A 24,568-nucleotide genomic window follows, 5' to 3' on the forward strand; every position below is an offset into this window, starting at 1 on the left:
GCCTCCGTCAGACCTCTTCGACGCTGCTCGGCTCGCGCCGGGACAGGTCAATGCCGAGCTCCTCGGCCGCGCGGAACACGTCCTCGTCGGAGTCCCGCATCTCGATGGACGAGCCGTCCGAGGACAGCACCTCCACGTTGAGGCAGAGCGACTGCATTTCCTTGATGAGCACCTTGAAGGACTCGGGAATGCCGGGCTCGGGGATGTTCTCGCCCTTGACGATGGCCTCGTAGACCTTCACGCGGCCGAGGACGTCATCGGACTTGATGGTGAGCAGCTCCTGCAGGGCGTAGGCAGCGCCGTACGCCTCGAGGGCCCACACCTCCATCTCACCGAATCGCTGACCACCGAACTGCGCCTTACCACCGAGCGGCTGCTGGGTGATCATCGAGTACGGACCGGTCGAACGGGCGTGCAGCTTGTCGTCGACCAGGTGGTGCAGCTTGAGGATGTACATGTAGCCGACCGAGACCGGCATCGGGAACGGCTCGCCGGAGCGGCCGTCGAACAGGCGGGCCTTGCCGGTGGAGTTCACCAGGCGCTCACCGTCACGGGTGAGGGTGGTGTTGTCCAGCAGGCCGGTGATCTCGTCCTCGCGCGCACCGTCGAAGACGGGGGTGGCGAGGTTGGTGCCGCCGGTGACGTTGTCGGCGCCGATCGCCTGCAGGCGCTGGGCCCACTCGTCGGCCAGGCCGGAGACGTCCCAACCCTGCTTGGCGAGCCACCCGAGGTGGATCTCCAGGACCTGTCCCGGGTTCATTCGGGACGGGACACCCAGCGGGTTGAGGATGATGTCGACCGGGGTGCCGTCGGCGAGGAAGGGCATGTCCTCGACCGGGAGGATCTTGGAGATGACACCCTTGTTGCCGTGGCGGCCGGCGAGCTTGTCACCGTTGGTGATCTTGCGCTTCTGGGCCACGTAGACGCGGACCAGCTGGTTCACGCCCGGGGGCAGCTCGTCGCCCTCTTCGCGGTCGAAGACGCGGACGCCGATGACCTTGCCGGACTCACCGTGCGGCACCTTCAGCGAGGTGTCGCGGACCTCACGGGCCTTCTCACCGAAGATCGCGCGGAGCAGGCGCTCCTCCGGGGTCAGCTCGGTCTCACCCTTGGGCGTGACCTTGCCGACCAGGATGTCGCCGGTGACGACGTCCGCACCGATCCGGATGATGCCGCGCTCGTCGAGGTCGGCGAGGACCTCCTCGGAGACGTTCGGGATGTCCCGGGTGATCTCCTCGGGGCCCAGCTTGGTGTCACGGGCGTCGACCTCGTGCTCCTCGATGTGGATCGAGGAGAGGACGTCGTCCTGCACGAGGCGCTGCGACAGGATGATCGCGTCCTCGTAGTTGTGACCCTCCCAGGACATGAACGCCACGAGGAGGTTCTTGCCGAGGGCCATCTCGCCCTCGTCGGTGCAGGGGCCGTCGGCCAGCACCTGGTTGACCTCGACGCGGGAGCCCTCGTCGACGAGCACCTTCTGGTTGAAGGCGGTGCCCTGGTTGGAGCGGGTGAACTTGGCGGCGCGGTACGTGGTGTACGTGCCGTCGTCGTTCGCCACGGTGACGTAGTCGGCCGAGACCTCCTGGACGACACCGGCCTTCTCGGCCACGATCACGTCGGCGGCGTCGACCGCACAGCGGTACTCCATGCCGGTGCCGACCAGCGGAGCCTCGCTCTTCAGCAGCGGCACCGCCTGACGCATCATGTTGGAGCCCATGAGCGCGCGGTTGGCGTCGTCGTGCTCGAGGAAGGGGATCATGGCGGTCGCGACCGACACCATCTGGCGCGGCGAGACGTCCATGTAGTCGATCTCGGTGCCCGGGATGTAGTCGATCTCGCCGCCACGACGGCGGACCAGGACACGCGGCTCGGCGAAGGTCAGCTCAGCCGTCAGCGGGGCGTTGGCCTGCGCGATGACGTAGCGGTCCTCCTCGTCGGCGGTGAGGTAGTCGACCTGCTCGGTCACGACACCGTCGATCACCTTGCGGTACGGGGTCTCGATGAAACCGAACGCGTTGACCCGGCCGTACGAGGCCAGCGAGCCGATCAGACCGATGTTCGGGCCTTCGGGGGTCTCGATGGGGCACATGCGGCCGTAGTGCGAGGGGTGCACGTCTCGGACCTCGAAGCCGGCGCGCTCACGGGAGAGACCACCGGGGCCGAGGGCGGAGAGACGACGCTTGTGGGTCAGACCGGAGAGCGGGTTGGTCTGGTCCATGAACTGCGACAGCTGGCTGGTGCCGAAGAACTCCTTGATGGAGGCGACGACCGGCCGGATGTTGATCAGGGTCTGCGGCGTGATCGCCTCGACGTCCTGGGTGGTCATGCGCTCGCGAACGACGCGCTCCATACGGGCGAGACCCGTACGGACCTGGTTCTGGATCAGCTCGCCGACGTTGCGGAGGCGACGGTTGCCGAAGTGGTCGATGTCGTCGACCTCGACCACGATGTCGCGGCTCTCGCCGTCACGCCACTCGGTCTCGCCGGCGTGCAGCTTCACCAGGTACTTGATCGCGCCGATGATGTCCGGCTCGGTGAGCACGCCGGAGTCCAGGGACTCGGCGTTGCCCAGCTTGCGGTTCACCTTGTAGCGGCCGACCTTCGCGAGGTCGTAGCGCTTCGGGTTGAAGTACAGGTTCTCCAGCAGCGTCTGCGCGGCCTCGCGGGTCGGCGGCTCGCCGGGGCGCAGCTTGCGGTAGATGTCCAGGAGCGCGTCGTCCTGGCCCTGGGTGTGGTCCTTCTCCAGGGTGGCGCGCATCGACTCGTACTCGCCGAACTCCTCGAGAATCATCTCGTTGGTCCAGCCGAGGGCCTTGAGCAGGACGGTGACCGACTGCTTGCGCTTGCGGTCGATGCGGACACCGACCATGTCGCGCTTGTCGATCTCCATCTCCAGCCAGGCACCACGCGAGGGGATGACCTTGCAGGAGTAGATGTCCTTGTCGGACACCTTGTCCAGGGTGGAGTCGAAGTACACGCCCGGGGAGCGGACCAGCTGCGAGACGACGACACGCTCGGTGCCGTTGATCACGAACGTGCCCTTGTGGGTCATGAGCGGGAAATCGCCCATGAAGACCGTCTGAGACTTGATCTCACCGGTCTCGTTGTTGGTGAACTCGGCGGTGACGAAGAGCGGGGCCGCGTACGTGAAGTCGCGGTCCTTGCACTCGTCAATGGAGTTCTTCGGCGGCTCGAAACGGTGGTCGCGGAAGGTCAGCGACATCGACCCACTGAAGTCCTCGATCGGGGAGATCTCTTCGAAGATCTCCTCCAGACCGGACTTGGTGGGGACGTCCTGACCACTCTCCAGGGCCGCCTCGACCCGGGACTTCCAGGCCGCGTTGCCGAGCAGCCAGTCGAAGCTCTCGGTCTGCAGGGCGAGGAGGTTCGGGACCTCGAGGGGCTCCTTGATCTTCGCGAAGGAGACGCGGAGCGGGGCGGTGGAATTGGCGTTGTTCGAGGCGTTGCGCGGCGCGGCCAAGAGGGGGGTCCTTCCGAGGGCTCGGAGCTCACTACGCGCGTACCGGCCGGGCCTTGCCGAGGGGATCTCCGGAGGGAAAACACCAGGTCAGGGCAGCGACCACTCCGGGCGACGAGTCACGGAGCAGTTAACAGGCAGCGCAAAGGGACAGTGTAGCCAAAAGGCACACTGCTGACAAGCCCTGATTCGGAGACCGAATCGGACACCCCTTCCTCGCACAACCGTCGACCCGGGCCGAGCCCGGGCCGCCGCAACCTCACGAGGTGTCACTTCCCTGTCGGGGCCCTGAATATGCATCCAGGGCCGCACCGACCGGAAGGCCACCGAGACGTGGGGCGCGCGCTTTGAGAATCGCGCTCCCCAGGTCGTTCGTCAAGGCCCGGCCGAACCGTGGACCTCGCTCCGTACATCGCCGCCGGCCCCCTCCGCGTTACAGAACCCGTGGTGGGAGCCACCGTGGCGACAGCGATCACCATACCCGGCCGTACCGACAGCGGCCGAGCACCGAGCCGCCCGGACTGACAAAGTCCGGATCCGCCGCCCGGCCCGGTCGGTACCCGGACCGGGGCACCCGGAGGGGCCCGGGCCGGGGAACGCAAAAAGGCCGGGCCGGCCACCCCGAAGGGTGGCCGACCCGGCCACGAGGAACTCGCGAGGAGAACCTCAAGCCCCCTCAGAGGGGGCAGGAAGTCACTTGACGGTGACCTTGGCGCCGGCGCCCTCGAGCTGGGCCTTGGCCTTCTCGGCAACGTCCTTGGCGACCTTCTCGAGAACCTTGGCACCAGCGGTGTCGACGAGGTCCTTGGCCTCCTTCAGGCCGAGGGAGGTGAGGGCGCGCACCTCCTTGATGACCTGGATCTTCTTGTCACCGGCGCCATCGAGGATGACGTCGAACTCGTCCTGCTCCTCAACGGCCTCGGCGGCGACAGCAGCGCCACCGGCGGCGGCAACGGCAACCGGGGCAGCCGCGGTGACGTCGAACTTCTCCTCGAAGGCCTTGACGAACTCGGAGAGCTCGATGAGGGTCATGCCCTCGAACTGCTCGAGCAGCTCGTCCTGGGTGAGCTTCGCCATGATGGCGTCCTTCCACTAAATCGGCAGGTGGTGCCGGTAGGTATGGGGTTGGCGGGCGCAGGCCCGCTGCGAGGGGTGAGCCTCGGCCGAATTACTCGGCCGCGGCGTCCTCGGCGGCGGGAGCCGGCGTACCGGCACCGCCCTGCTCGACCTTGTCGCGCAGCGCGTCCACGGTGCGGACGAGCTTCGACGGCAGGGCCTGGAAGACCGCGGCAGCCTGCGAGGGCTTGGCCTTCAGGGCACCCGCCAGCTTGGCGAGCAGAACCTCGCGGGACTCGAGGTCCGCGAGCTTCTTGATCTCGTCGGCGGACAGCGCCTTGCCGTCAAGGACACCGCCCTTGATGACGAGAGCGGGGTTCTCCTTGGCGAAGTCACGCAGAGCCTTGGCCGACTCCACCGGGTCACCGGTGACGAAGGCGACAGCCGTCGGACCGGCGAACAGGTCGTCCAGCGTGTCGATCCCGGCCTCGTTGGCCGCAATCTTGGTCAGCGTGTTCTTCACCACGGCGTACTCGGCGTTCTCACCGAGCGAGCGGCGAAGCGTCTTGAGCTGCTTCACCGTCAGACCGCGGTACTCGGTCAGCACGGCCGCGCTGGACGCACGGAACTTGTCCGTGATCTGCGCAACGTCTGCAGCCTTGTCGGGCCTAGCCATAGGCGTACGCCTCCTTCCGTGATGTAGAAGTCGGGCCGACCGCGAGTGTCGACCATTCCCACCTCGGACACACCAGGCGAAGGAAGCCCCTGCAAAACAGTGAGAGCCCCGGTGCGCAGGCGCACGGGGCTCTAAGTGACCTCGACGGCCTCACGGCAGAACCGTGCGGACCGGAAGTCCAAGCTCCAAACACTCCTGCGCGGGCTGCCTGCGACGAAGCGCAGATCCTTCGGTCGGCCAGCCCTTGCGGGACAGCGCGACAACCAGCGGTCTTTGGCTTCGACTACCGTACCCGACGGGTACCGTCGCACCAAATCAGCCCCTGCCGAGCAGGTCCGGCAGGGGCCGGCCGCCGCCGTCCGTGGTGTCGGCCTCGGCCGGGGCCAGCACCGAGAGGGTGGCACCGGCGTACTCGCTGTAGCGGACGGTGTCGTCCAGCTTGCCGGTGGGGCCGCTGCCGGTGCGGCGGAGCTGGAGCAGCTCGTCCTTGTCGCCCAGCCAGAGGTCGAGGGTCAGCCTGCTCACCCCTCCGGCCGACAGGGCGGCGCGCAGGGCCTCCCGGCGGGGCGCGGGGAGCTGGGTCTGCGCCGCCACGTACGCCGTGACGGTGGTGGCGACCCGGTAGTGGTGGGCGGTGGTCTCGCCCAGCTTCTCCTCCCCCAGCAGCTCGGGGGCCTCCACCGCGGTGGCGGCGGCGAGCGCGACCACCGGGTTGAGCCGGTCGACCAGGCCCGCGTACGGCACCTCGCGCTGACCGTCCGGGCCCGCCGGGGCGGAGAACCGCTCCCAGTGCCGGCCGCCCAGCCGGGCGGCGGTGGCCTGGTCGCCGCCGAGGTAGGCGGTGGTGTCGAGCACCACGGCCTGCTCGGTGGAGCCGGTGCGCTGGAACTGGAGCACGGTCTTGGGCGCCCAGAACAGCATGCCGGTGGCCGCGGTGCCGCCGAGCAGGCAGCTGTAGCGGGCCCGGCGGTCGGTGTGCGCGGCCAGCTCGGCCGAGAGCAGCACCCCGTGCGGGGAGCGGTCGGTTGGGGTGGCTTCCGGGGAGGCGGTGCTCAAACCGGCCGTGGCCGAGGGCCGCCGCTCGGCGCCGGGCTTGGGGTCGGCGGCGCTGGAGCAGGCCGTCGCCACCGCCGCCACCAGGGCCACCCAGGCGCCCGCCCGTACCTGCCGCCGCACCACACGCGCCTCCTCGCTCCGGAGCACCACCCTGCCACGCCCGCGCGGCAGGGCCGAAGCGGGGGCCGGTCCGGTGGCGGCTGCGGCTACGGCTGCGGCTACGGCTGCGGCTGCGGCTGCGGCTGCGGCTGCGGCTGCGGCTGCGGCTGCGGCTACTTGAGCATGTCGGCGAAGTCCATCACGTCGCCGGCGGCCGGGGCCGTCACCTGCGGCGCGCTGCCGAGCGCGGTGTAGCCGACCGTCACCGGCTCCTTGCTGCCGTTGCCCACGTTGTCGCTGCTCTGCTGGACCAGCTCGCCCCCGCCGTTGATCCAGAAGTCGGTGGTCACGCTCGGGCGGTTCTTCTTCAGGGTCGCGGTGACCAGCTGCTTGAGCTGGTCGCTCAGGCCCGGCATGCCGGCGACCAGCGCCTCCACCGGCAGCTCGCTGCGCAGGTGCACGGTGCTCGCCCCGCCGACCTGCTCGCTGCCGACCTTGCTGAGCTTGCCGCCGAGCGCGTTGGCGGTGAGCTGCACGGCCGGGTTGAGGGTCTGCAGCATCGCGGTGAGCGAGCCGGCGTCCTCACCGCCCGGGGCGCCCTGGCCGGCCGACTTGGTGTCCAGCTTGAGCCAGTGCTTGCCGCCGAAGCCGGCCGCCGTCTCCTCGTCCACGCCCAGGTAGAGCTGGTCGGCGGTGACCAGCAGCTTGCCGGGCCCCTCCGGCGTGTTGAGGCTCAGCTCGAAGGCGGCGGGCGCCTTCCAGCTGTACGCGCCGGTGCCGCCCGCCTCCGCGCTGGTGCCGGTCATGGTGAGCTTGGCGCTGCCCGCCTGCTGCATCACGGTGGCCGAGGCCAGCAGCAGCTCCTTGGGCGCCTTCTCCGCCAGCCCCGGGATCGGCGCGGCGGTCGAACCGGGGGCCGTGGCGGGTGCCGTACCGGGGGCGCCCGACCCGGTGGCGGGCGCCGCGCCGGTCGGGGCTCCGCCGGTCGTGGCACCGGCCCGCACCGAGGGGCTCGCCCCGCCGGCCGCCTGGTCGCCCTTCGCCGCCGTCGACCCGCCGCCGCTGCCGCAGGCCGCCAGCAGCCCCGCGGCCAGCAGGGCCGACACCACTCGCACCGTACGCACCACAGACCCCCACACCCGCTGTTCGGCCACTGGCTGCGGACTCTACCCGGGAACGCCGACGGGCCCGTACCCCCGATGGAGGGGGTACGGGCCCGTCGGTCGCGGGACTCGACTACCGAATCCGAGCCTCAGGCTCAGAGGGCGGCCGGGTCCTCCTCGACCAGGAGGTTGCGGGTGCGGTTCGGGTCGACCTGGATGCCGGGGCCCATCGTGGTGGAGACGGCGGTCTTCTTGATGTAGCGGCCCTTGGCGGCGGCCGGCTTGGCCCGGAGGACCTCGTCGAGCGCGGCGGCGTAGTTCTCGACCAGCTGCTCGTCGGAGAAGGAGGTCTTCCCGATGATGAAGTGCAGGTTCGAGTGCTTGTCGACGCGGAACTCGATCTTGCCGCCCTTGATCTCGTTGACCGCCTTGGCGGTGTCCGGGGTCACGGTGCCGGTCTTCGGGTTCGGCATCATGCCACGGGGGCCGAGCACGCGGCCGAGGCGGCCGACCTTGCCCATGAGCTCCGGGGTGGCGACGACGGCGTCGAAGTCCAGACGGCCCTTGGCGACCTCGTCGATGAGCTCGTCGGAGCCGACGATGTCGGCGCCCGCAGCACGCGCGGCCTCGGCACGCTCGCCGGTCGCGAAGACCAGGACCCGAGCGGTCTTACCGGTGCCGTGCGGGAGGATCACGGTGCTGCGGACCATCTGGTCGGCCTTGCGCGGGTCGACGCCCAGACGCATGGCGACCTCGACGGTGCCGTCGAACTTGGTGGTGGAGGTCTCCTTGGCGAGGCGGATGGCCTCGAGGGGAGCGTAGGTGCGGCTGCGGTCGACCTTGACGTCCGCGGCCTTCAGAGCCTTGCTGCGCTTCACTGCTTCTCCTGAAGGTGAATGGAGTTGTGGTGTGGGCCGGCGCTCGGCCCTCCCACGGGGGTGATGACGGGAGGCTGTCAGCCCTCGACGGTGATGCCCATGGAACGGGCGGTGCCGGCGATGATCTTCTCGGCGGCGGCCACGTCGTTGGCGTTCAGGTCGGGCATCTTGAGCTCGGCGATCTCACGGACCTGGGCGGCGCTGAGCTTGGCCACCTTGGTCTTGTGCGGCTCGGAGGAGCCCTTCTCGATGCCCGCGGCCTTCAGGATGAGGCGCGCGGCCGGCGGCGTCTTCGTGATGAAGGTGAAGGAACGGTCGTCGTAGACCGTGATCTCCACCGGCACGATCATGCCGCGCTGCGACTCGGTCGCGGCGTTGTAGGCCTTGCAGAACTCCATGATGTTGACGCCGTGCTGACCGAGCGCGGGGCCGACCGGCGGAGCGGGGTTGGCCGCACCAGCCTTGATCTGGAGCTTGATAAGCCCAGTGACCTTCTTCTTCTTGGGAGGCATGCTCTCTCCGGGTCCTTCTGAGAGGTGGGTGTTGATGCGTACCGGACCGGAGCGACACCCGGTCGTACGGCACACATCCGCCCAGGCTAACGCGGATGCGCCGCTGGACCAAAACGGATTGAGGGTGGGGCCATCGCCCCACCCTCGATCCGAAGCCTTGTACTAGCTCGGGCTAGTTCTTCTGGATCTGGTCGAAGGAGAGCTCGACCGGGGTCTCGCGGCCGAAGATCTCGACCAGGCCCTTGACCTTCTTCGAGTCCGGGTTGATCTCGTTGATGGTCGCCTGCAGGGTGGCGAACGGACCATCGGTGACGGTGACCGAGTCGCCGACCTCGAAGTCGAGCACCTGGACCTCGACCGGGCGGACCGGGTTGGCCTTGCCGGCCTCGCGGGCGGCCTGGCGCTCCACGTCCGGGGCGAGCATCTTGACGACCTCGTCCAGGGTCAGCGGGTACGGGTCGTAGGCGTTGCCCACGAAGCCGGTGACACCCGGGGTGTTGCGGACGACGCCCCAGGACTCGGCGTCCAGGTCGAGGCGGACCAGCACGTAGCCGGGCAGCTTGTTCTGGCGGATCGTCTTGCGGTCGCCGTTCTTGATCTGGACGACCTCCTCCTGCGGCACCTCGGCCTGGAAGATGCGGTCCTCGACGTCGAGGGAGATCGCGCGCTGCTCCAGGTTCTGCTTGACCCGGTTCTCGTAGCCCGCGTAGGTGTGGATGACGTACCACTCGCCCGGCGCGGTGCGCAGCTTCTCGCGGAACTCGGCGACCGGGTCGACCTCGACCTCGGGCTCCTCGACGGTCTCGACCTCGGCGGCGGCCTCGTCCTCGGACTCGGCTGCCTCCTCCTCGGTCTCGTCGGCGGCGACGTCCTCGTCCTCGACGTCCTCGGTCTCGTCCTCGACGTGCAGCGCGGCCTCCTCGGCCGGCTCGAACGCCTCGTCCGCAGCCTCGATCTCGTCCTCATCGGCGTCCGCGCCGTCGATGATCTGCTCGGCCGCCTCGGCGTCAGCAGCCTCAGCCGCGTCCAGCTCGGCGGCGACATCCGCCTCGCGGACGGTCTCGTCGGCGTCGTACAGGGGGGACTCAGACACTGTGGCTGCTTCTTTCCTGGGATGTAGATGGAACGGCCCCGGGCCGCCGGCGAGCTGGGGGGCACGCGCGGACGCGACTCGGTTGACTCAACAGTACCGAGTCAACGGTACTGGCCTCATCCGGTCCGCGCAGACAGCTCGACCCGGGCTCCGCCAGAAGGTGTCTGGTGGCAACCCGGGTCGAGGGTGAAAGCTTGATGCGAGGGGCCCGACGAGGGGGCCCGGCTCAGCCGAAGATCAGCAGGCTGAGCTTGGAGAGTCCGTAGTCCATGCCGGCCACGATGGCCATGATCACGACGACGAAGGTCACGACCACACTGGAGTACTGGACGAGCTCGCTGCGCGTCGGCCAGACGACCTTGCGGAGCTCGGCGATGATCTGGCGGTAGAACAGCGCGGCCCGAGCGAAGACGCTCTTCTTGGCGCGCTTGCCGCCCTTCGCGCCGTCGCCGCCGGCGGCCCTGTTGGCCCGCTTGCGGTCGCGGCGGGAGAGGTTCTCCTCGGCGTCGGCAGGGACCGCGTCGTTCACGCCTGCGGCGGAGTTGCCGCTCTCAGGCGTTGCGGTGGAGCCCGTGGTCTCCGTCACTCGTCCTCACCTGAATCCGGGTCCTGCCGAGGCGTCGCCTACGTACCTGTGGGGGCACGAGCGCTCCGGCGAAAGCAGTGCGGTTTTTGGCCCTCTCCGCATCAAGCCCGCTCGCTCTGTGGAGCGAACGGGCTCGGTACGGATCAAGCAGCAGGGCAAGAGGGACTTGAACCCCCAACCGCCGGTTTTGGAGACCGGTGCTCTACCAATTGAGCTATTGCCCTACGGAGCTTTGCGGCTCCGGAGATGACCACCAACCTACAGCATCCGGGCCTCGGCGTGATGTACGCGTCGGGTGGAGCCGCACTTCGGGAGCCATCGAGCAGTGAGTGTACGGGATTCTCCGGGGTTTGGTCGAACCACATCCTGAAACCCCGGTGCTGGCCGCGCGTGCTCTCTGGGACGATGCAGGTATGAGCGCTTCCACCCCCGCCCCCCGTCCTTCCGACCGTCGTGTCTCGGCCCGGATCGGTGCGATCGCCGAATCCGCCACCCTCGCGGTGGACGCCAAGGCCAAGGCCCTCAAGGCGGCCGGTCGCCCCGTGATCGGCTTCGGCGCCGGCGAGCCCGACTTCCCGACCCCGGGCTACATCGTCGACGCCGCCGTGGCCGCCTGCCAGGACCCGAAGTACCACCGCTACACCCCGGCCGGCGGCCTGCCGGAGCTGAAGGCCGCCATCGCCGCCAAGACGCTGCGCGACTCGGGCTACCAGGTGGACGCCTCCCAGGTGCTGGTCACCAACGGCGGCAAGCAGGCGATCTACAACGCCTTCGCCGCGATCCTCGACCCGGGCGACGAGGTCATCGTCCCGGCCCCGTACTGGACCACCTACCCCGAGTCGATCCAGCTCGCGGGCGGTGTGCCGGTCGAGGTGGTCGCCGACGAGACCACCGGCTACAAGGTCTCGGTGGAGCAGCTGGAGGCCGCCCGCACCGAGAACACCAAGGTCGTCCTCTTCGTCTCCCCCTCGAACCCGACCGGCGCGGTCTACACCGAGGCCGAGGCCGAGGCGATCGGCCGCTGGGCCCTGGAGCACGGCCTCTGGGTGCTCACCGACGAGATCTACGAGCACCTGGTCTACGGCGACGCCACCTTCACCTCGCTGCCGGCCCTGCTGCCCGAGCTGGCCGACAAGTGCATCGTGGTCAACGGCGTGGCCAAGACCTACGCGATGACCGGCTGGCGGGTGGGCTGGATGATCGGCCCCAAGGACGTGGTGGCCGCGGCCGCCAACCTCCAGTCGCACGCCACCTCCAACGTCTCCAACGTGGCCCAGGCCGCCGCGCTGGCTGCCGTCTCCGGTGACCTCTCGGCCGTCGAGGAGATGAAGACCGCCTTCGACCGCCGCCGCCGGACCATCGTGCGGATGCTCAACGAGATCGAGGGCGTCTTCTGCCCCGAGCCGCAGGGCGCGTTCTACGCCTACCCCTCGGTCAAGGGCCTGCTGGGCAAGGAGATCCGCGGCAAGCGCCCGCAGACCTCGGCCGAGCTCGCCGCCCTGATCCTGGACGAGGCCGAGGTCGCGGTCGTCCCCGGTGAGGCCTTCGGCACCCCGGGCTACCTGCGCCTCTCCTACGCGCTGGGCGACGCCGACCTCGCCGAGGGCGTCGGCCGGATGCAGAAGCTGCTGGCCGAGGCCCGCGACTGACGGCTCCTCGACCCGGCCGCCCCTGTCACCCTTACGAGGGACCTGACAGGGGCGGTTCTCATTTGCCGTCCGGATGCGGCAGGATCGGTCAATGGAACTGCTTCGCGATGTCCGCGCCCTCCCGAAGGCCCATCTGCACCTGCACTTCACCGGCTCGATGCGGCCCACCACCCTGCTCGAACTGGCGGCGAAGCACCGCGTCCGCCTGCCCGAGGCGCTGGCCTCCGGTCAGCCCCAGCAGCTGGACGCCACCGACGAACGCGGCTGGTTCCGCTTCCAGCGGCTCTACGACACCGCCCGGTCGGTGCTGCGCGACGAGTCCGACATCCGCCGGCTGGTCCTGGAGACGGCCGAGGACGAGGCCGCCGACGGCTCCCGCTGGCTGGAGATCCAGGTCGACCCGACCTCCTACGCCCCCCGGCTCGGCGGGCTCATCCCCGCCCTCGAGCTCGTCCTGGACGCCGTCAAGGTGGCCTCCGAGGCCACCGGGGTCGGCATCCGGGTGCTGGTCGCCGCGAACCGGATGAAATCCGAGATGGACGCCCGCACGCTGGCCCGGCTGGCCGTCCGCTACGCCGACCAGGGCGTGATCGGCTTCGGCCTCTCCAACGACGAACGCCGCGGCCTGGCCCGCGACTTCGACCGCGCCTTCGCCATCGCCCGCCGCGGCGGCCTGCTGGCCGCCCCGCACGGCGGCGAACTGGCCGGCCCCGACTCCGTCCGCGACTGCCTGGACGACCTCGGCGCCGGCCGGATCGGCCACGGCGTCCGGGCCGCCGAGGACGACCGCCTGATGCAGCGCCTGGCCGACCGCCAGGTCACCTGCGAGGTCTGCCCCTCCTCGAACGTCTCCCTGGGCGTCTACGAGCGCGCCCAGGACGTCCCGCTGCGCCGCCTCTTCGAGGCCGGCGTCCCGATCGCACTCGGCGCCGACGACCCCCTGCTGTTCGGCTCCCGCCTGGCCGCCCAGTACACGCTGGCGCGCGAGGTGCACGGCTTCAGCGACGCCGAGCTCGCCGAGCTGGCCCGGCAGTCCGTCCGGGCGACGCGGGCGCCGGAGGACGTGCGGAAGGCCATGCTGGCGGACATCGACGCATGGCTGGCCTGACCGCTCAGGGCAACCACTTCAGGGGCGCGGGGAACGGCGCGCGCAACCGTGCACCTTCGTAGGGCCCTGGTCGCGCAGGGTGGTTTCTAGCGGTCGTTGCAACACGTGGTTGGTTGTCTAGGCCGTGTGGAGTTTATGCAGGCGCTCGGCTGGGGTGTCCCAGTCGAGCGTTTTGCGTGGGCGGCCGTTGAGTTGGGCGGCGACGGCGGCCAGGTGTTCGGGGCTGTGGACGGACAGGTCGGTGCCCTTGGGGAAGTACTGGCGGAGCAGGCCGTTGGTGTTCTCGTTGGAGCCGCGCTGCCAGGGGCTGGCGGGGTCGCAGAAGTAGACCGGGACGTCGGTGGCGATCGTGAAGTCGGCGTGCCGGGCCATCTCGGCGCCCTGGTCCCAGGCCAGGGACCGCCTGAGGTGGGCGGGCAGGGTCTGGACGGTCGCCACGAGGGCGTCGCGGACCTGTTCGGCGCCGCGGCCGGCCGGGAGGTGCAGGAGCATGACGTAGCGGGTGGCGCGCTCGACCAGGGTGCCGATCGCCGAGGCGCCGTCCTTGCCGATGATCAGGTCGCCCTCCCAGTGGCCGGGGACGGCCCGGTCGTCCGCCTCCGCGGGGCGTTCGCTGATCATGACCATGGGGTGGGCGAAGCGGGGGCGGCGGGTGGCGGCCTGCCGGTGCGGGATCCGCCGGGCCCGGCCGGTGCGCAGGGCGGCGGCGACCTCGCGGCGCAACTCGCCCCGGCCCTGGAGGTAGAGGGTCTGGTAGACGGTTTCGACAGCCACGTGCATCTCCGGCCGGTCGGGGAAGGTTTCCCGTAGAGCCTGGCAGATCTGCTCCGGGCTCCACCTCAGGTCCAGGAGGTGCTGGATGAAGTCCCGCAGCTCGGGAGTCTGCCCGATCTTGCGCGGTTTGGGGCGGGGCCGGCGGGCGTTCGCGCGGGCCTGGGCCGCGTGCGGGCGGTAGGCGCCGCTGACCGGGTGGGCGTTGCGGGTGATCTCCCGGCTGACGGTGGACGGGCTGCGGCCGAGTTCCGCGGCGATTGCCCGGACGGTGGCCTTCTCCCGCAGCCGGTCGGCGATGTGGATCCGTTCCGCCTCGGTCAGGAACCGTGACCGCCCTGCCGGCCCGGTCGGCGGCGCCGGCTTCCCGTCGAGGTCGAGGGGAGCCGGCGCCGTGCGCTGGGTGCCGGTCGGCTTGCGCCCGTTACGCCACTTCTGGCCGGTCCTGCGGTCGACGCCGACGATCCGGCATGCCTCGGTGTTGCTCACGCCCTGCTGCACGAGCCGGGAGTATGCCGCCCGCTCCCGCAGCAGCTTCCGCCGACCCTGCGGTCTGCGGTTGCCACGGATCTCGAAGTCCATCGCATCCCCTGAACTGGGGTGTTGCAACGACTCCTAGAACCCAAGCAGTTCCCCGCGCCCCTGGGAGGTGCAACTACAGCTCTACACCAACGGTGACCGGCTCGTTCACCAGCTCCACGCCGAAAGCCTCGCGGACGCCCTCGCGGATCTCGCGGGCCAGGGCCAGCAGGTCGGCCGTGGTGGCGGTGCCGCGGTTGGTGAGGGCGAGGGTGTGCTTGGTGGAGAGGGTGGCCGGGCCAGTGCCGTAGCCCTTGGTGAAGCCGGCCTGGTCGATCAGCCAGGCGGCGGAGGTCTTGGTGCGGCCGTCGGGCGCCGGGTAGAGCGGGGCGGTGCGGCCGTCGAGGCGGGCCGCGAAGGCCGCGTACTGCTCGGGGTCGAGCACCGGGTTGGTGAAGAAGGATCCGGCGGACCAGGTGTCGTGGTCCGCCGGGTCGAGCACCATGCCCTTGCCCGCCCGCAGCTTCAGCACCGTGTCGTACGCCTGCCGCAGGTCGACCCGGCCCTCGGCCTCGACGCCGAGCGTGCGCGCGACCTCCGCGTACTTGACCGGCGAGGAGAGCCCGCCCGCGTCCTCCAGCGCGAACCGCACCCGCAGCACCACGTACCGCTCGGGCTCCGCCTTGAACCGGCTGTGCCGGTAGGAGAACTCGCACTCGGCCCCGCTCAGCGTCACGGTCTGCCGCTCGCGGCGGTCGTAGGCGACCACCTCGGTGACCGTGCTCGCCACCTCCTGGCCGTACGCGCCGACGTTCTGCACCGGGGTGGCCCCGGCCGAGCCGGGGATGCCCGCCAGGAACTCGATCCCGGCCAGGCCGGCCTCGACGGTGCGCTCCACGGCGCTCGCCCAGACCTCGCCGGCCGCCAGCTCCAGCCGGGTGCCCGCCAGCGCGAAGCCGGTGGTGGCCACCCGCAGCACGGTGCCGTCGAACCCGGCGTCGCCGATCACCAGGTTGGAGCCGCCGCCGATCACCAGCAGCGGCTCGCCCGCCGCATCGGCCTCGGCCACGGTGGCGATGATCTCTTCGTCCGTCACCGCCGTCACCAGACGGCGGGCCGGCCCACCGAGCCGGAGGGTGGTCAGCTGGGCCAGCGGGGCGTCGTGTTCTACATGCACGCGCTCCAGCGTACGGGGGCGGCACCGTGGCCCCGCCCCCGCACCGCTCGCCGGTCAGCCGAGCCTGACCACCGCGCGGGACATGCCGAGCACCTTCTGGCCCTCGAAGGTGGCGGTCAGGTCGACCCGGACCTTCTGGTCGTCCAGCTTGGCGGCGACCTTGCCGGTGACCTCGATCACCGAGCCGGTCGCGTCGTTGGGCACCGTCACCGGGCGGGTGAAGCGGACGCCGTACTCGACCACGGCGGACGGGTCGCCGACCCAGTCGGTGACCACGCGGGCGGCCTCGGCCATGGTGAACATGCCGTGCGCGATGACGTTCGGCAGACCGACCTCGAGCGCGAACTGCTCGTTCCAGTGGATCGGGTTGAAGTCACCGGAGGCACCGGCGTAGCGGACCAGCGTGGCGCGCGTCACGGGGAAGCTCTGCGCGGGCAGCTCGGTGCCGACCTCGACCTCGTCGTAGCTGATCGCCATCGTTCTACTCCCCTGCCTGGTCGGCGGCCCGGGCCACCAGCGTCATGACGGACGTCACCACGTGCTCGCCGCTCTCGTCGTGCACCTCGCCGCGGACGGAGAGCACGTCGTTGCCGGCCAGCGACTTGATCGAGTCGATCGTCACGCTGACGGTCAGCCGGTCGCCGGCCCGGACGGCCCGGGTGTAGGCGAACTTCTGGTCGCCGTGCACGACCCGGGTGAAGTCCAGGCCGAGCTCGGGGTCGTTCACCACCTGGGCGGCGGCCTGATAGGTGATCACGAACGGGAAGGTCGGCGGGGCGATCACGTCCGGGTGGCCGAGCGCCTTGGCGGCCTCCTGGTCGGTGTACGCGGGGTTGGCGTCACCGATCGCGACGGCGAACTCGCGGATCTTCTCGCGGCCCACCTCGTACGGCGCGGTGGGTGGGTAGGTACGGCCGACGAACGACTGGTCGAGCGGCATGAACAACTCCCTCGGATACGAAAAAAGCTCCAGCCCGCTCCCCGGTGAAGGGGTGCGGGCTGGAGCTTAAGGCCTTGTCACACAGGCCCGTTGAAGCCCTTGGAGGGTCAGCGGGTCTCGCGGTGCGCGGTGTGCGAGTTGCAGCGCGGGCAGTGCTTCTTCATCTCAAGACGGTCCGGGTCGTTACGCCGGTTCTTCTTGGTGATGTAGTTCCGCTCCTTGCACTCCACGCAGGCCAGCGTGATCTTCGGGCGGACGTCGGTGGCAGCCACGGGAGTGCCTTCCTGGACAAATGAATAAGAACACGACAAGAGTAGCCGATCGGGAGAAACCCCTCCCGATCGACTACGCGGGGTAGCGGTGACCGGACTTGAACCGGTGACACAGCGATTATGAGCCGCTTGCTCTACCAACTGAGCTACACCGCTTAGATGATCGACACCCGCCGCCGAGGCGACGAGACCCGCTCACCAGAGCCCCCATGCGGAATCGAACCGCAGACCTTCTCCTTACCATGGAGACGCTCTACCGACTGAGCTATAGGGGCGAACGAGGAAGACATTACACGGTTCCGAGCCAGAGGTGAAATCCGTATCCGACGCGGAAGATCGCAGGCCAGCCCCCCGAACGGACAAGCCGATCGAGGACAGTCGTTCGACCTGACCTGCGAAGCGACGGCATCCCCCTCGCGCGACGCGCCGCCGCCTTCCGAGCGGCCCGCCCGGGATCCCCCTAGGCTCGACCGGTCGGTCCAAGGGACCGTCCGGGCGCCGGGGCACCCCCGGGGTCCGCCGGAGAGCGAGGAGCCCGGCGATGACCGCAGACCGTGCACCCGGCCCGCACCAGGGCCCCGCCCCCAACCCGCTCGGCCACGGGCCGGTGCTGCTGCTCGCCGGAGCGCGGCTGGCCGACGGCCGGGTGGTCGACGTGCGGATCAGCGGCGACCGGATCCAGGCCGTCGGCACCTCCGGCAGCCTCGGACCGCTGCCCGCCCTGCCCGGGGGCCCGACCACCACCACCGGCGCCCGGATCGACCTCAGCGGCTACCTCCTGCTGCCCGCCCCCGCCGAACCGCACGCCCACTACGACTCCGCCTTCTCCGCCACCCTGCCCAGCCCGCCCCCGGAGACCCGGGCCGATCTCGTCCGCCGGATCACCGAGGCCGCACTCACCTCCCTCGGCTACGGCGCCACCGCCCAGCGCACCCACGTTCGGATCGGCGACGTGCACGGGCTCGGCCGCCTGGAGGCCGTGCTCACCGCCCGGCAGGCGCTGCGCGGCCTGGCCGACCTCCAGGCCGTCGCGATGCCCCGGCTGCTCACCGGCCTGGCCGGGGCCGACGGCCGGGCCCAGCTGCGGGACGCGCTCAAGCTCGGCGCCACCGCCGCCGGCGGCTGCCCCGACCTCGACCCGGATCCAGTCGGGTACGTGCAGGTGCTGCTCGAGGCCGCCCGGGAGGCCGACTGCCCGGTCGACCTGCACACCGCCGCCGCCGACCCGGTCGCGCTGGCCCGGCTCACCGCGGCGCTCGCCCCGCTGCGCCCCCGGGTCACCCTCAGCCCCTGCTCGGCCCTCCCGCCGGGCGGCGCCACCGTGCTGGCCACCGCCGGCATGCGGCTGGTCTGCCTGCCGCAGAACGGCTCCTGTATCGGCCTGGAAGGGCTCGCGCCGGGTCTGCGCCCTTCCCTGGTAAGGGAGTTGACCGAGGCCCGGGTGCCCCTCGCGGCCGGCAGCGGCGCCCTGCGCGACCTCTCCAACCCGGCCGGCCGCCCCGACCCGCTGGAAGCCGCCTACCTGCTGGCCGCCTCCGGGGCGCTCGGCCCGGACGCGGCCTACGAGGCCGTCTCCAACCAGGCCCGGGCCGCACTCGGCCTGCCGCTGGTCCGGGTGGACGCCGGCTTCCCCGCCGAACTGCTCGCCGTCCGGGGCGACAGCCTGCCCGGCGCGCTGGCCGGCGGGCACAGCCGCCTGGTGGTGCACAGCGGCCGGATCGTGAGCCGCACCAGCGCCGTCCGCGAGTTCGCCGACACCGTCGCCCTGGCCCTGCCCCGGCAGGGCTCGCCGGGGTAGCCCCCGGACTTCAGCGGAACTCGCGCAGGCGGGGGCGGACGGCGAGCAGCACCAGGCCCACCACCGACCCGAGCACCAGGCCGCCCGCGATCCGCGCCCCGACTCCCAACGCACCTTCGGCAGCGGTGAGTTCGTGGTCGAAGGCGCGCTGGTTGAGCGCCAGGGTGTCGCCGACCGCCTCGGCGAAGCGGTCGAAGTCGCCGTTGGACTGGCCGCCGGCGGTGCCGGTGTCGTAGGCCACCGCCTCCCGCACCTGCCCGGCCTCGCGCAGCCCGCGCAGCTCACGGTCGTCGGCCTGGTAGGTCCGATAGGCCGCCAACTCGTCGGTGGCCGCCTGCTGTTCGCCGGGGAAGGTGACGTTCCTGAGCTCGGCGGCCAGCTCGTCCTCGGCCTGCTTCGCCTCCGCCCGGAAGCTCTGCTCGTAGGCGGCCGCCCGGCTCGGGTCGGTGAGGTAGCGGCTCTCGTCGGCGTTCATGTCGTAGGCCACCGCGCGGGCCCGGCTGAGGGCGATCACCGAGTCGTAGGCGCTGCGCTTGGCCGTGTCCAGATGGGTGGCGGTGGCGTCGGTCAGGGCGGCCGCAGCCAGCAGGGCCCCGGCCGCGAGCAGGATGGCCGCGGCCAGGGGCGGGCTGATCCGGCGGTGGAAGCGGGCGGTCAGCTGGAGCTGGAGCAGCAGCAGGGCGCCGAGCGCGGTGGCACCGACCAGCAGCAGCCACCAGCGGCCGGCCTGGAGATCACCCCGCTGAGTGGCGTAACTCTGCGCGACCGCATGGTCGTTGGCGTCGGTGACGGCGTCGGCGGCGGGCAGCAGGGTGGTGCGCAGCAGATCAGTGGCCCGCCGGTAGTCGGCCAGCGCCGCCGGAGCGGGCTGCCCGGCGGGGGCGGCGGCCTGGTCCTCCTGGAGCTCGGCCCGGGCCACCAGGGCTTCGTACGCGCCGAGTTGGCCGAGCACGGTCTGCACCGCCCGCTGTCCGTCCGGGTCGGTGGCGGCCTGGGCGGCGGCCTGGAGGTCGGCGTCGGCCTGCGCGCGGCGCTGCTCGTAGGTGGCCAGGGCGCCGGTGCGGGTCTTGGTGAAGTCCGAATCCCCGCCCACCAGCAGCAGGTTGGCGACCTGGGCGTCCATGTCGTTGAGCGCGAAGTACAGGTCGGCCGAGCGGACGGCCTGCGGGGCTTCCCGGTGGCCGATCGCGTCCAGGCCGGTGCGGGCGCCGCCGAGCAGGGTCGCGGTAACGGCGCCGGCGGCGAGCAGCGTGGTGACCGCGAGGGCGGTGAGGGCGCGGAGCAGCCGTGGGGTGTGCCACCAGCCCCGGGTCAGTACGGCGGGTCGGTGACCCGGTTGCAGTGCGACCGCCGCCATGGCGTTCCCCTCCCCCGGGTGCGCGGGAGTCCGGCGCACCCGGGGCAGACGCTAGGCGTGCGGTGCTCGGTCGCACGCCCCGCTGACGCGCCCTTGACGCCGCCCGGGCCGATCTTGACGCGCCCTTAGCGCCGGGCGGTCGTCACCGTCGCGCGGGTTCGCGGCGCGGGGCGGGCTCGCCGCGGCGGACCGAGCCCGGGGCGCGGCGGGAGGGGTGGTCGGCCCGGCCGGCCGAGGAGAGCTGCCAGGGCACGCTGATCACCATCACGCCCGGGGTGAAGAGCAGCCGGCTCTTCAGCCAGAGGGCGGACTGGTTGTGCAGCAGGTGCTCCCACCAGCGCCCGACCACGTACTCGGGGATGAACACGGCCACCGCGTCCCCCGGCCCGGCCTGCCGCACCTGGCGCACGTACTCGACCACGGGCTTGGTGATCTCGCGGTACGGCGAGTCCAGCACCCGCAGCGGCACCTCGATCCCGTGCTCGGCCCACTGCCCCGCCAGCGCCTCGGTGCTCTCCGGCTCGACCGCGACGGTGACGGCCTCCAGCTCGTCCGGCCCGAAGGCCTCGGCGTAGCGGAGCGCGCGCAGGGTCGGCTTGTGCAGCTTGGAGACCAGCACCAGGCCGTGCACCTTGGCCGGCCGGACGGCCGGCTGCTCGGGGGTGACCGCCGGGGTGAGCTCGGCGGCGACGGTGTCGTAGTGGCGGCGGATGCCGCGCATCATCACCCAGAGCACGGCGGCGGCCACCACGGCCAGCCAGGCGCCCTGGGTGAACTTGGTGATCAGCACGATCACCAGCACCAGCGCGGTGACCAGCGCCCCGGCGCCGTTGATCAGCCGGGAGCGCTGGGCGGCGGCCCGGGCGGCCGGGTCGGTCTCGGTGGTCAGCGCGCGGTTCCAGTGCCGGACCATGCCGAACTGGGAGAGCGTGAAGGAGGTGAAGACGCCCAGGATGTAGAGGTGGATCAGGCTGGTGACGTCCGCGTCGTACAGCCAGAGCAGGCCGCCGGCCACCACGGCCAGCGCGATGATGCCGTTGGAGAAGGCCAGCCGGTCGCCGCGGGTGTGCATCTGGCGGGGCAGGTAGCGGTGCTCGGCCAGGATCGAGGCGAGCAGCGGGAAGCCGTTGAAGGCGGTGTTGGCGGCCAGGATCAGCACCAGGGCGGTGACGGCCTGGATGCCGTAGAAGAGCACGGTGTCGGAGCCGCCGAAGACGGCCGCCGCGAGCTGGGCGATCACGGTGGGCTGGGCGGCGTTCGCGCAGTCGCCGGCCGCCTGGGTGAGCCGGCAGGGGTCCTCGACGTAGTGCACCTTGGCGATCAGCGCGAGGCTGGTGATGCCGACGAACATCACCACGGCGGTCACGCCCATCACGGCCATGGTGCCCGCCGCGTTCTTGGACTTCGGGGCCCGGAAGGCGGGCACGCCGTTGGAGATCGCCTCCACGCCGGTCAGCGCGGTGCAGCCGGAGGCGAAGGCCCGAAGACCGAGCATCAGCAGGCCGAGCCCGGCCAGGGTGTCCTTGCCGTCCACCGGCAGGATGCCCGCCCCGGCGCTGGAGGCCACCGGCGGGTGTCCGAAGGCCGCCTTGAGCACCCCGGTCACCACCAGGAGCAGGATGCCGCCGATGAAGAGGTAGGTCGGCGCGGCGAAGGCCTTGCCGGATTCGCGCACCCCGCGCAGGTTCACCGCCGTCAGCAGGGCGACGAAGCCGACCGCCAGGGCCACCCGGTGCCCGGCCAGCGAGGGGAAGGCCGAGATGATGTTGTCCACCCCGGAGGCCACCGAGACGGCCACCGTCATCACGTAGTCGACCAGCAGCGAGGCGGCCACCACCAGGCCGGCGCCGGCCCCCAGGTTGCGCGAGACCACCTCGTACGAGCCGCCCCCGCTCGGGTAGGCGTGCACCACCTGCCGGTACGACATCACCACCACGGCCATCAGCGCGACCACGCCCGCCGCCACCCAGGGCGTCAGGTAGAGGAAGGCGGTGCCGCCGACGGTGAGCACCAGCAGGATCTCCTGGGTCGCGTACGCGACGGAGGAGAGCGGGTCCGAGGCGAAGATCGGCAGCGCCAGCCGCTTGGGCAGCAGCGTCTCGCCCAGCTCCTCGCTGCGCATGGCCTTACCGATCACGAGGCGCTTGAGCGCCTGGGGCACGTTGAACACGGAGGCGAGCGTAGGCCGGTCGCTCCGCTCCGCCATGGGCCGAGACGGAGTGGAGCGCCGGGGTTTCTAGCCGTTTGGTAGCAGTTCCGCAGGCTTCATCGTTATCTCACCTTCGATTCTTAGGATGTGCTGCGGGCGGCTCCTGGGGTGCCTCACCTTCGGGCCCGCGGAGCGGCTGACCTCCGGGCCCGCGGAGTGGCCGGCCTTCGGGTCTACGGAGCGGCCAGCCTTCGGGGCTGCGGAGCGGCCAGCCTTCGGGGCTGCGGAGCGGCCGGCTTTCGGGCCTGCGGAGCGGCCGGCCTTCGGGGCTGCGGAGCGGCCGGCTTTCGGGCCTGCGGAGCGGCTGACCTCCGGGCCTGCGGCGTGCCTCACATCCGGAGCCGGAGGCGGCAGACCACGGCGTCGGTGTGGCGGCGCAGCGCGCGGTCGATCACCGCGCCGCGCTGGTTCTGCAGGGCGCGCTGCCAGAGCCGGGCCGGTTCGACCTCGGGGATCAGCACGGTGATCCGGTCGTAGGCGCGGGCGGCGGCCAGTTCGTTGGCGTAGCCGGCCAGCGGGCGGCCAAGGCGGCGGTGGGCGTCCGGCACCTCGACCAGCGGCACGCCCGGGTTCCACAGCTCCCAGTCCCGCTTGAGCGCCTCGGCGGCCGCCCGGTCCTCCGCGTCCGGCTCGGTGTGCATCACGGTCACCGCCACCACCTCGTCGCCGAGCGAGACGGCGGCGCAGAGCGCGTCCCGGGTCAGCCGGGTGATGGTGTGCACCGGCACGATCACCAGCGAGCGCTGCCGGGTGACGGCGCCGGGCACCCGGCCGAGTTCGAGGCGTTCGCCGATCCTGGCGTAGCTGCGGTGGACCAGTTCGAAGAGCAGCACCAGCAGCGGCAGCGCGAGGCAGATGCCCCAGGCGCCCTCGGTGAACTTCGTGCCGGTGACCACCACCGTCGCGGTGCCGGTGAGCAGGGCGCCGGCGCCGTTCAGCAGCGCCTTGCCGCGCCAGCCCGGGCCGCGCTGCCCGAACCAGTGCCGCACCATCCCGACCTGACAGATCGTGAAGCCGACGAACACCCCGATCGCGAAGAGCGGCACCAGGCTGTTCACGTCCCCGCCCGAACCGACCAGCAGCCCGGCCGAGACCAGCGCGAGGAAGAGCACGCCGTGCCGGTGCACCTGGTGGTCGGCGCGCAGCGCGAAGACGTGCGGCAGGTGGTTGTCGCGGGCCAGCAGGCGCAGCAGCACCGGCAGGCCGCCGAAGGAGGTGTTCGCGGCCAGCGCGAGCAGCACCACGGTGGCGAACTGCACCAGGTAGAAGCCGAACCCGTGGCCGAGCGAGGCGTCCGTCAGCTGGGCCAGCACGGTGACCCCCGCCACCGGCTGGAGGTGGAAACGGCCGATCAGCACGGCCAGCCCGATCAGCATCACGCCGAGCAGCGCCCCGAGCGCCACCTCCGTCCGCTGCGCCCGCCGCACCCGCGGCGCCCGGAAGGAGGGCACGGCGTTGGCCACCGCCTCCACGCCGGTCAGCGCCGAACAGCCCGAGGCGAAGGCCTTGAGCAGCAGCAGGACGCCGACGCTCGTCGCGTCGCCGCTCAGCGCCGTCGCCTGGCCGGCTGCGGCCGCGGTCGCCGTAGCGGCCGGCTCGGTGCGGAACAGGCCGACCACGATCACCGTCAGGATCGCCAGCACGAACACCGCCGTGGGCACCATGAACCACCGGGCCGATTCGGCGATCCCGCGCAGGTTCACCGCCGTGACCAGCGCGAGTACCCCCAGGCAGAGCCAGACCCGCTGGTCGTACAGCCCCGGCACCGCGGAGGTCAGCGCCGCGACGCCGGCGGTCACCGAGACCGCCACGTTCAGCACGTAGTCGACCACCAGCGAGGCGGCGGCGGTGAGCGCCGTGCGGCGGCCCAGGTGCGCCTTGGCCACCGCGTACGAGCCGCCGCCGTCCGGGAAGGCCGCCACCACCTGCCGGTAGCTGGCCACCAGCACCGCCAGCAGCACCGCGATCGCCACCGTGACCGGCAGCGTGAACCCCAACCCGTAGCTGCCGGCCGCCGCCAGCACCAGCACGATCGACTCCGGGCCGTACGCGACGGAGGCCATCGCGTCGAGGGAGAGGGCGGCGAGGCCGCCGAGCACGCTGAGGCGGTCCCGGCTCTCGCCGGGGCTACCGGCCTCCCCGGGGCCGTCGGTATCCGGGGGTTCCTCGGTGCGCGGTGCGCTCTGCTGCCGGGTGGTGCCCATCATCTCCGCCTGCTTCCTGTCGGGTGC

At 71.3% G+C, this 24,568-nt stretch carries 20 protein-coding genes and 3 tRNA genes; 3 read left to right on the forward strand and 20 right to left on the reverse strand.

Annotated elements, in window-relative coordinates; all coding sequences use genetic code 11:
* Positions 1-7: 7 nt before the first annotated feature.
* From rpoB to CFP65_RS15225, 10 genes are all read right to left on the reverse strand, one after another.
* Positions 8-3,481, reverse strand: a complete 3,474-nt coding sequence (rpoB, locus tag CFP65_RS15175) for a DNA-directed RNA polymerase subunit beta (RefSeq protein WP_104816601.1) — start codon at positions 3,479-3,481, stop codon at positions 8-10.
* A 690-nt stretch (positions 3,482-4,171) separates the two neighbouring features.
* On the reverse strand, positions 4,172-4,555 hold the full coding sequence (rplL, locus tag CFP65_RS15185; RefSeq protein WP_104816602.1) for a 50S ribosomal protein L7/L12: 384 nt from the start codon (positions 4,553-4,555) through the stop codon (positions 4,172-4,174).
* Positions 4,556-4,646: 91 nt separating this feature from the next.
* Positions 4,647-5,210: a 50S ribosomal protein L10 gene (rplJ, locus tag CFP65_RS15190; protein ID WP_104816603.1), complete on the reverse strand. Its 564-nt coding sequence runs from the start codon at positions 5,208-5,210 to the stop codon at positions 4,647-4,649.
* A gap of 315 nt (positions 5,211-5,525) precedes the next feature.
* Positions 5,526-6,386, reverse strand: a complete 861-nt coding sequence (locus CFP65_RS15195) for a hypothetical protein (RefSeq protein WP_158702181.1) — start codon at positions 6,384-6,386, stop codon at positions 5,526-5,528.
* A gap of 152 nt (positions 6,387-6,538) precedes the next feature.
* Positions 6,539-7,471 (reverse strand): hypothetical protein, encoded by a 933-nt coding sequence (locus CFP65_RS15200; RefSeq protein WP_104816605.1) that lies wholly within the window; start codon positions 7,469-7,471, stop codon positions 6,539-6,541.
* 152 nt (positions 7,472-7,623) lie between these two features.
* A complete protein-coding gene (gene rplA / locus CFP65_RS15205; RefSeq protein WP_104816606.1) occupies positions 7,624-8,346 on the reverse strand; it encodes a 50S ribosomal protein L1 in 723 nt (240 codons plus the stop codon).
* A gap of 77 nt (positions 8,347-8,423) precedes the next feature.
* On the reverse strand, positions 8,424-8,858 hold the full coding sequence (rplK, locus tag CFP65_RS15210; RefSeq protein ID WP_104816607.1) for a 50S ribosomal protein L11: 435 nt from the start codon (positions 8,856-8,858) through the stop codon (positions 8,424-8,426).
* A gap of 172 nt (positions 8,859-9,030) precedes the next feature.
* On the reverse strand, positions 9,031-9,951 hold the full coding sequence (gene nusG / locus CFP65_RS15215; RefSeq protein ID WP_174805535.1) for a transcription termination/antitermination protein NusG: 921 nt from the start codon (positions 9,949-9,951) through the stop codon (positions 9,031-9,033).
* A gap of 226 nt (positions 9,952-10,177) precedes the next feature.
* Positions 10,178-10,537, reverse strand: coding sequence for a preprotein translocase subunit SecE (secE, locus tag CFP65_RS15220; RefSeq protein WP_104816608.1), 360 nt, complete (start codon positions 10,535-10,537; stop codon positions 10,178-10,180).
* A gap of 151 nt (positions 10,538-10,688) precedes the next feature.
* Positions 10,689-10,761, reverse strand: a tRNA-Trp gene (locus CFP65_RS15225).
* A gap of 189 nt (positions 10,762-10,950) precedes the next feature.
* On the opposite strand from CFP65_RS15225, the gene CFP65_RS15230 reads away from it, so the two are divergent.
* Positions 10,951-12,186 (forward strand): pyridoxal phosphate-dependent aminotransferase, encoded by a 1,236-nt coding sequence (locus CFP65_RS15230; protein WP_104816609.1) that lies wholly within the window; start codon positions 10,951-10,953, stop codon positions 12,184-12,186.
* Between the two features lie 91 nt (positions 12,187-12,277).
* The gene (locus CFP65_RS15235; protein WP_174805536.1) at positions 12,278-13,294 is read left to right on the forward strand and encodes an adenosine deaminase; all 1,017 of its coding nucleotides are present in this window, start codon (positions 12,278-12,280) and stop codon (positions 13,292-13,294) included.
* Between the two features lie 117 nt (positions 13,295-13,411).
* Here the strand turns inward: CFP65_RS15235 and CFP65_RS15240 are convergent, their stop codons facing one another.
* The 7 genes from CFP65_RS15240 to CFP65_RS15270 form a co-directional block, all read right to left on the reverse strand.
* Positions 13,412-14,554, reverse strand: a complete 1,143-nt coding sequence (locus CFP65_RS15240) for an IS30 family transposase (protein ID WP_371682514.1) — start codon at positions 14,552-14,554, stop codon at positions 13,412-13,414.
* A gap of 166 nt (positions 14,555-14,720) precedes the next feature.
* Positions 14,721-15,761, reverse strand: coding sequence for a UDP-N-acetylmuramate dehydrogenase (locus CFP65_RS15245; RefSeq protein ID WP_104816611.1), 1,041 nt, complete (start codon positions 15,759-15,761; stop codon positions 14,721-14,723).
* Between the two features lie 54 nt (positions 15,762-15,815).
* Positions 15,816-16,238 carry a MaoC family dehydratase gene (locus CFP65_RS15250; RefSeq protein ID WP_104816612.1) on the reverse strand — a complete coding sequence of 141 codons (423 nt, stop codon included), beginning with the start codon at positions 16,236-16,238 and terminating at the stop codon, positions 15,816-15,818.
* Between the two features lie 4 nt (positions 16,239-16,242).
* Positions 16,243-16,701 (reverse strand): MaoC family dehydratase N-terminal domain-containing protein, encoded by a 459-nt coding sequence (locus tag CFP65_RS15255; RefSeq protein ID WP_104816613.1) that lies wholly within the window; start codon positions 16,699-16,701, stop codon positions 16,243-16,245.
* A 107-nt stretch (positions 16,702-16,808) separates the two neighbouring features.
* The gene (gene rpmG / locus CFP65_RS15260) at positions 16,809-16,973 is read right to left on the reverse strand and encodes a 50S ribosomal protein L33 (RefSeq protein WP_006604855.1); all 165 of its coding nucleotides are present in this window, start codon (positions 16,971-16,973) and stop codon (positions 16,809-16,811) included.
* Between the two features lie 83 nt (positions 16,974-17,056).
* Positions 17,057-17,129 (reverse strand) — tRNA-Met (locus CFP65_RS15265).
* A 46-nt stretch (positions 17,130-17,175) separates the two neighbouring features.
* Positions 17,176-17,248, reverse strand: a tRNA-Thr gene (locus CFP65_RS15270).
* 266 nt (positions 17,249-17,514) lie between these two features.
* On the opposite strand from CFP65_RS15270, the gene CFP65_RS15275 reads away from it, so the two are divergent.
* Entirely contained in the window at positions 17,515-18,771 is a 1,257-nt protein-coding gene (locus CFP65_RS15275; protein WP_104816615.1) for a hydrolase, read from the forward strand.
* 10 nt (positions 18,772-18,781) lie between these two features.
* Here CFP65_RS15275 and CFP65_RS15280 read toward each other — a convergent pair whose 3' ends face one another.
* The 3 genes from CFP65_RS15280 to CFP65_RS15290 all read right to left on the reverse strand — a co-directional run bounded on the left by CFP65_RS15280 (position 18,782) and on the right by CFP65_RS15290 (position 24,544).
* Entirely contained in the window at positions 18,782-20,128 is a 1,347-nt protein-coding gene (locus tag CFP65_RS15280; RefSeq protein WP_104816616.1) for a hypothetical protein, read from the reverse strand.
* A gap of 142 nt (positions 20,129-20,270) precedes the next feature.
* The gene (locus CFP65_RS15285; protein WP_371682418.1) at positions 20,271-22,298 is read right to left on the reverse strand and encodes an APC family permease; all 2,028 of its coding nucleotides are present in this window, start codon (positions 22,296-22,298) and stop codon (positions 20,271-20,273) included.
* Positions 22,299-22,666: 368 nt separating this feature from the next.
* Positions 22,667-24,544: an APC family permease gene (locus CFP65_RS15290; RefSeq protein ID WP_104816618.1), complete on the reverse strand. Its 1,878-nt coding sequence runs from the start codon at positions 24,542-24,544 to the stop codon at positions 22,667-22,669.
* Positions 24,545-24,568: the final 24 nt, after the last annotated feature.

Origin of the sequence: Kitasatospora sp. MMS16-BH015 (assembly GCF_002943525.1) — a bacterium.
Taxonomy (GTDB): Bacteria; Actinomycetota; Actinomycetes; order Streptomycetales; family Streptomycetaceae; genus Kitasatospora.

What these genes read in the sequence shown, in the direction of transcription:
- CFP65_RS15275 (WP_104816615.1), top strand. Translation starts at nt 17,515, where the DNA reads ATGACCGCAGACCGTGCACCCGGCCCGCACCAGGGCCCCGCCCCCAAC.
- CFP65_RS15250 (WP_104816612.1), bottom strand. Translation starts at nt 16,238, where the DNA reads ATGGCGATCAGCTACGACGAGGTCGAGGTCGGCACCGAGCTGCCCGCG.
- CFP65_RS15235 (WP_174805536.1), top strand. Translation starts at nt 12,278, where the DNA reads ATGGAACTGCTTCGCGATGTCCGCGCCCTCCCGAAGGCCCATCTGCAC.
- CFP65_RS15230 (WP_104816609.1), top strand. Translation starts at nt 10,951, where the DNA reads ATGAGCGCTTCCACCCCCGCCCCCCGTCCTTCCGACCGTCGTGTCTCG.
- rplK (WP_104816607.1), bottom strand. Translation starts at nt 8,858, where the DNA reads ATGCCTCCCAAGAAGAAGAAGGTCACTGGGCTTATCAAGCTCCAGATC.
- CFP65_RS15290 (WP_104816618.1), bottom strand. Translation starts at nt 24,544, where the DNA reads ATGATGGGCACCACCCGGCAGCAGAGCGCACCGCGCACCGAGGAACCC.
- CFP65_RS15280 (WP_104816616.1), bottom strand. Translation starts at nt 20,128, where the DNA reads ATGGCGGCGGTCGCACTGCAACCGGGTCACCGACCCGCCGTACTGACC.
- rplJ (WP_104816603.1), bottom strand. Translation starts at nt 5,210, where the DNA reads ATGGCTAGGCCCGACAAGGCTGCAGACGTTGCGCAGATCACGGACAAG.
- rplL (WP_104816602.1), bottom strand. Translation starts at nt 4,555, where the DNA reads ATGGCGAAGCTCACCCAGGACGAGCTGCTCGAGCAGTTCGAGGGCATG.
- CFP65_RS15255 (WP_104816613.1), bottom strand. Translation starts at nt 16,701, where the DNA reads ATGCCGCTCGACCAGTCGTTCGTCGGCCGTACCTACCCACCCACCGCG.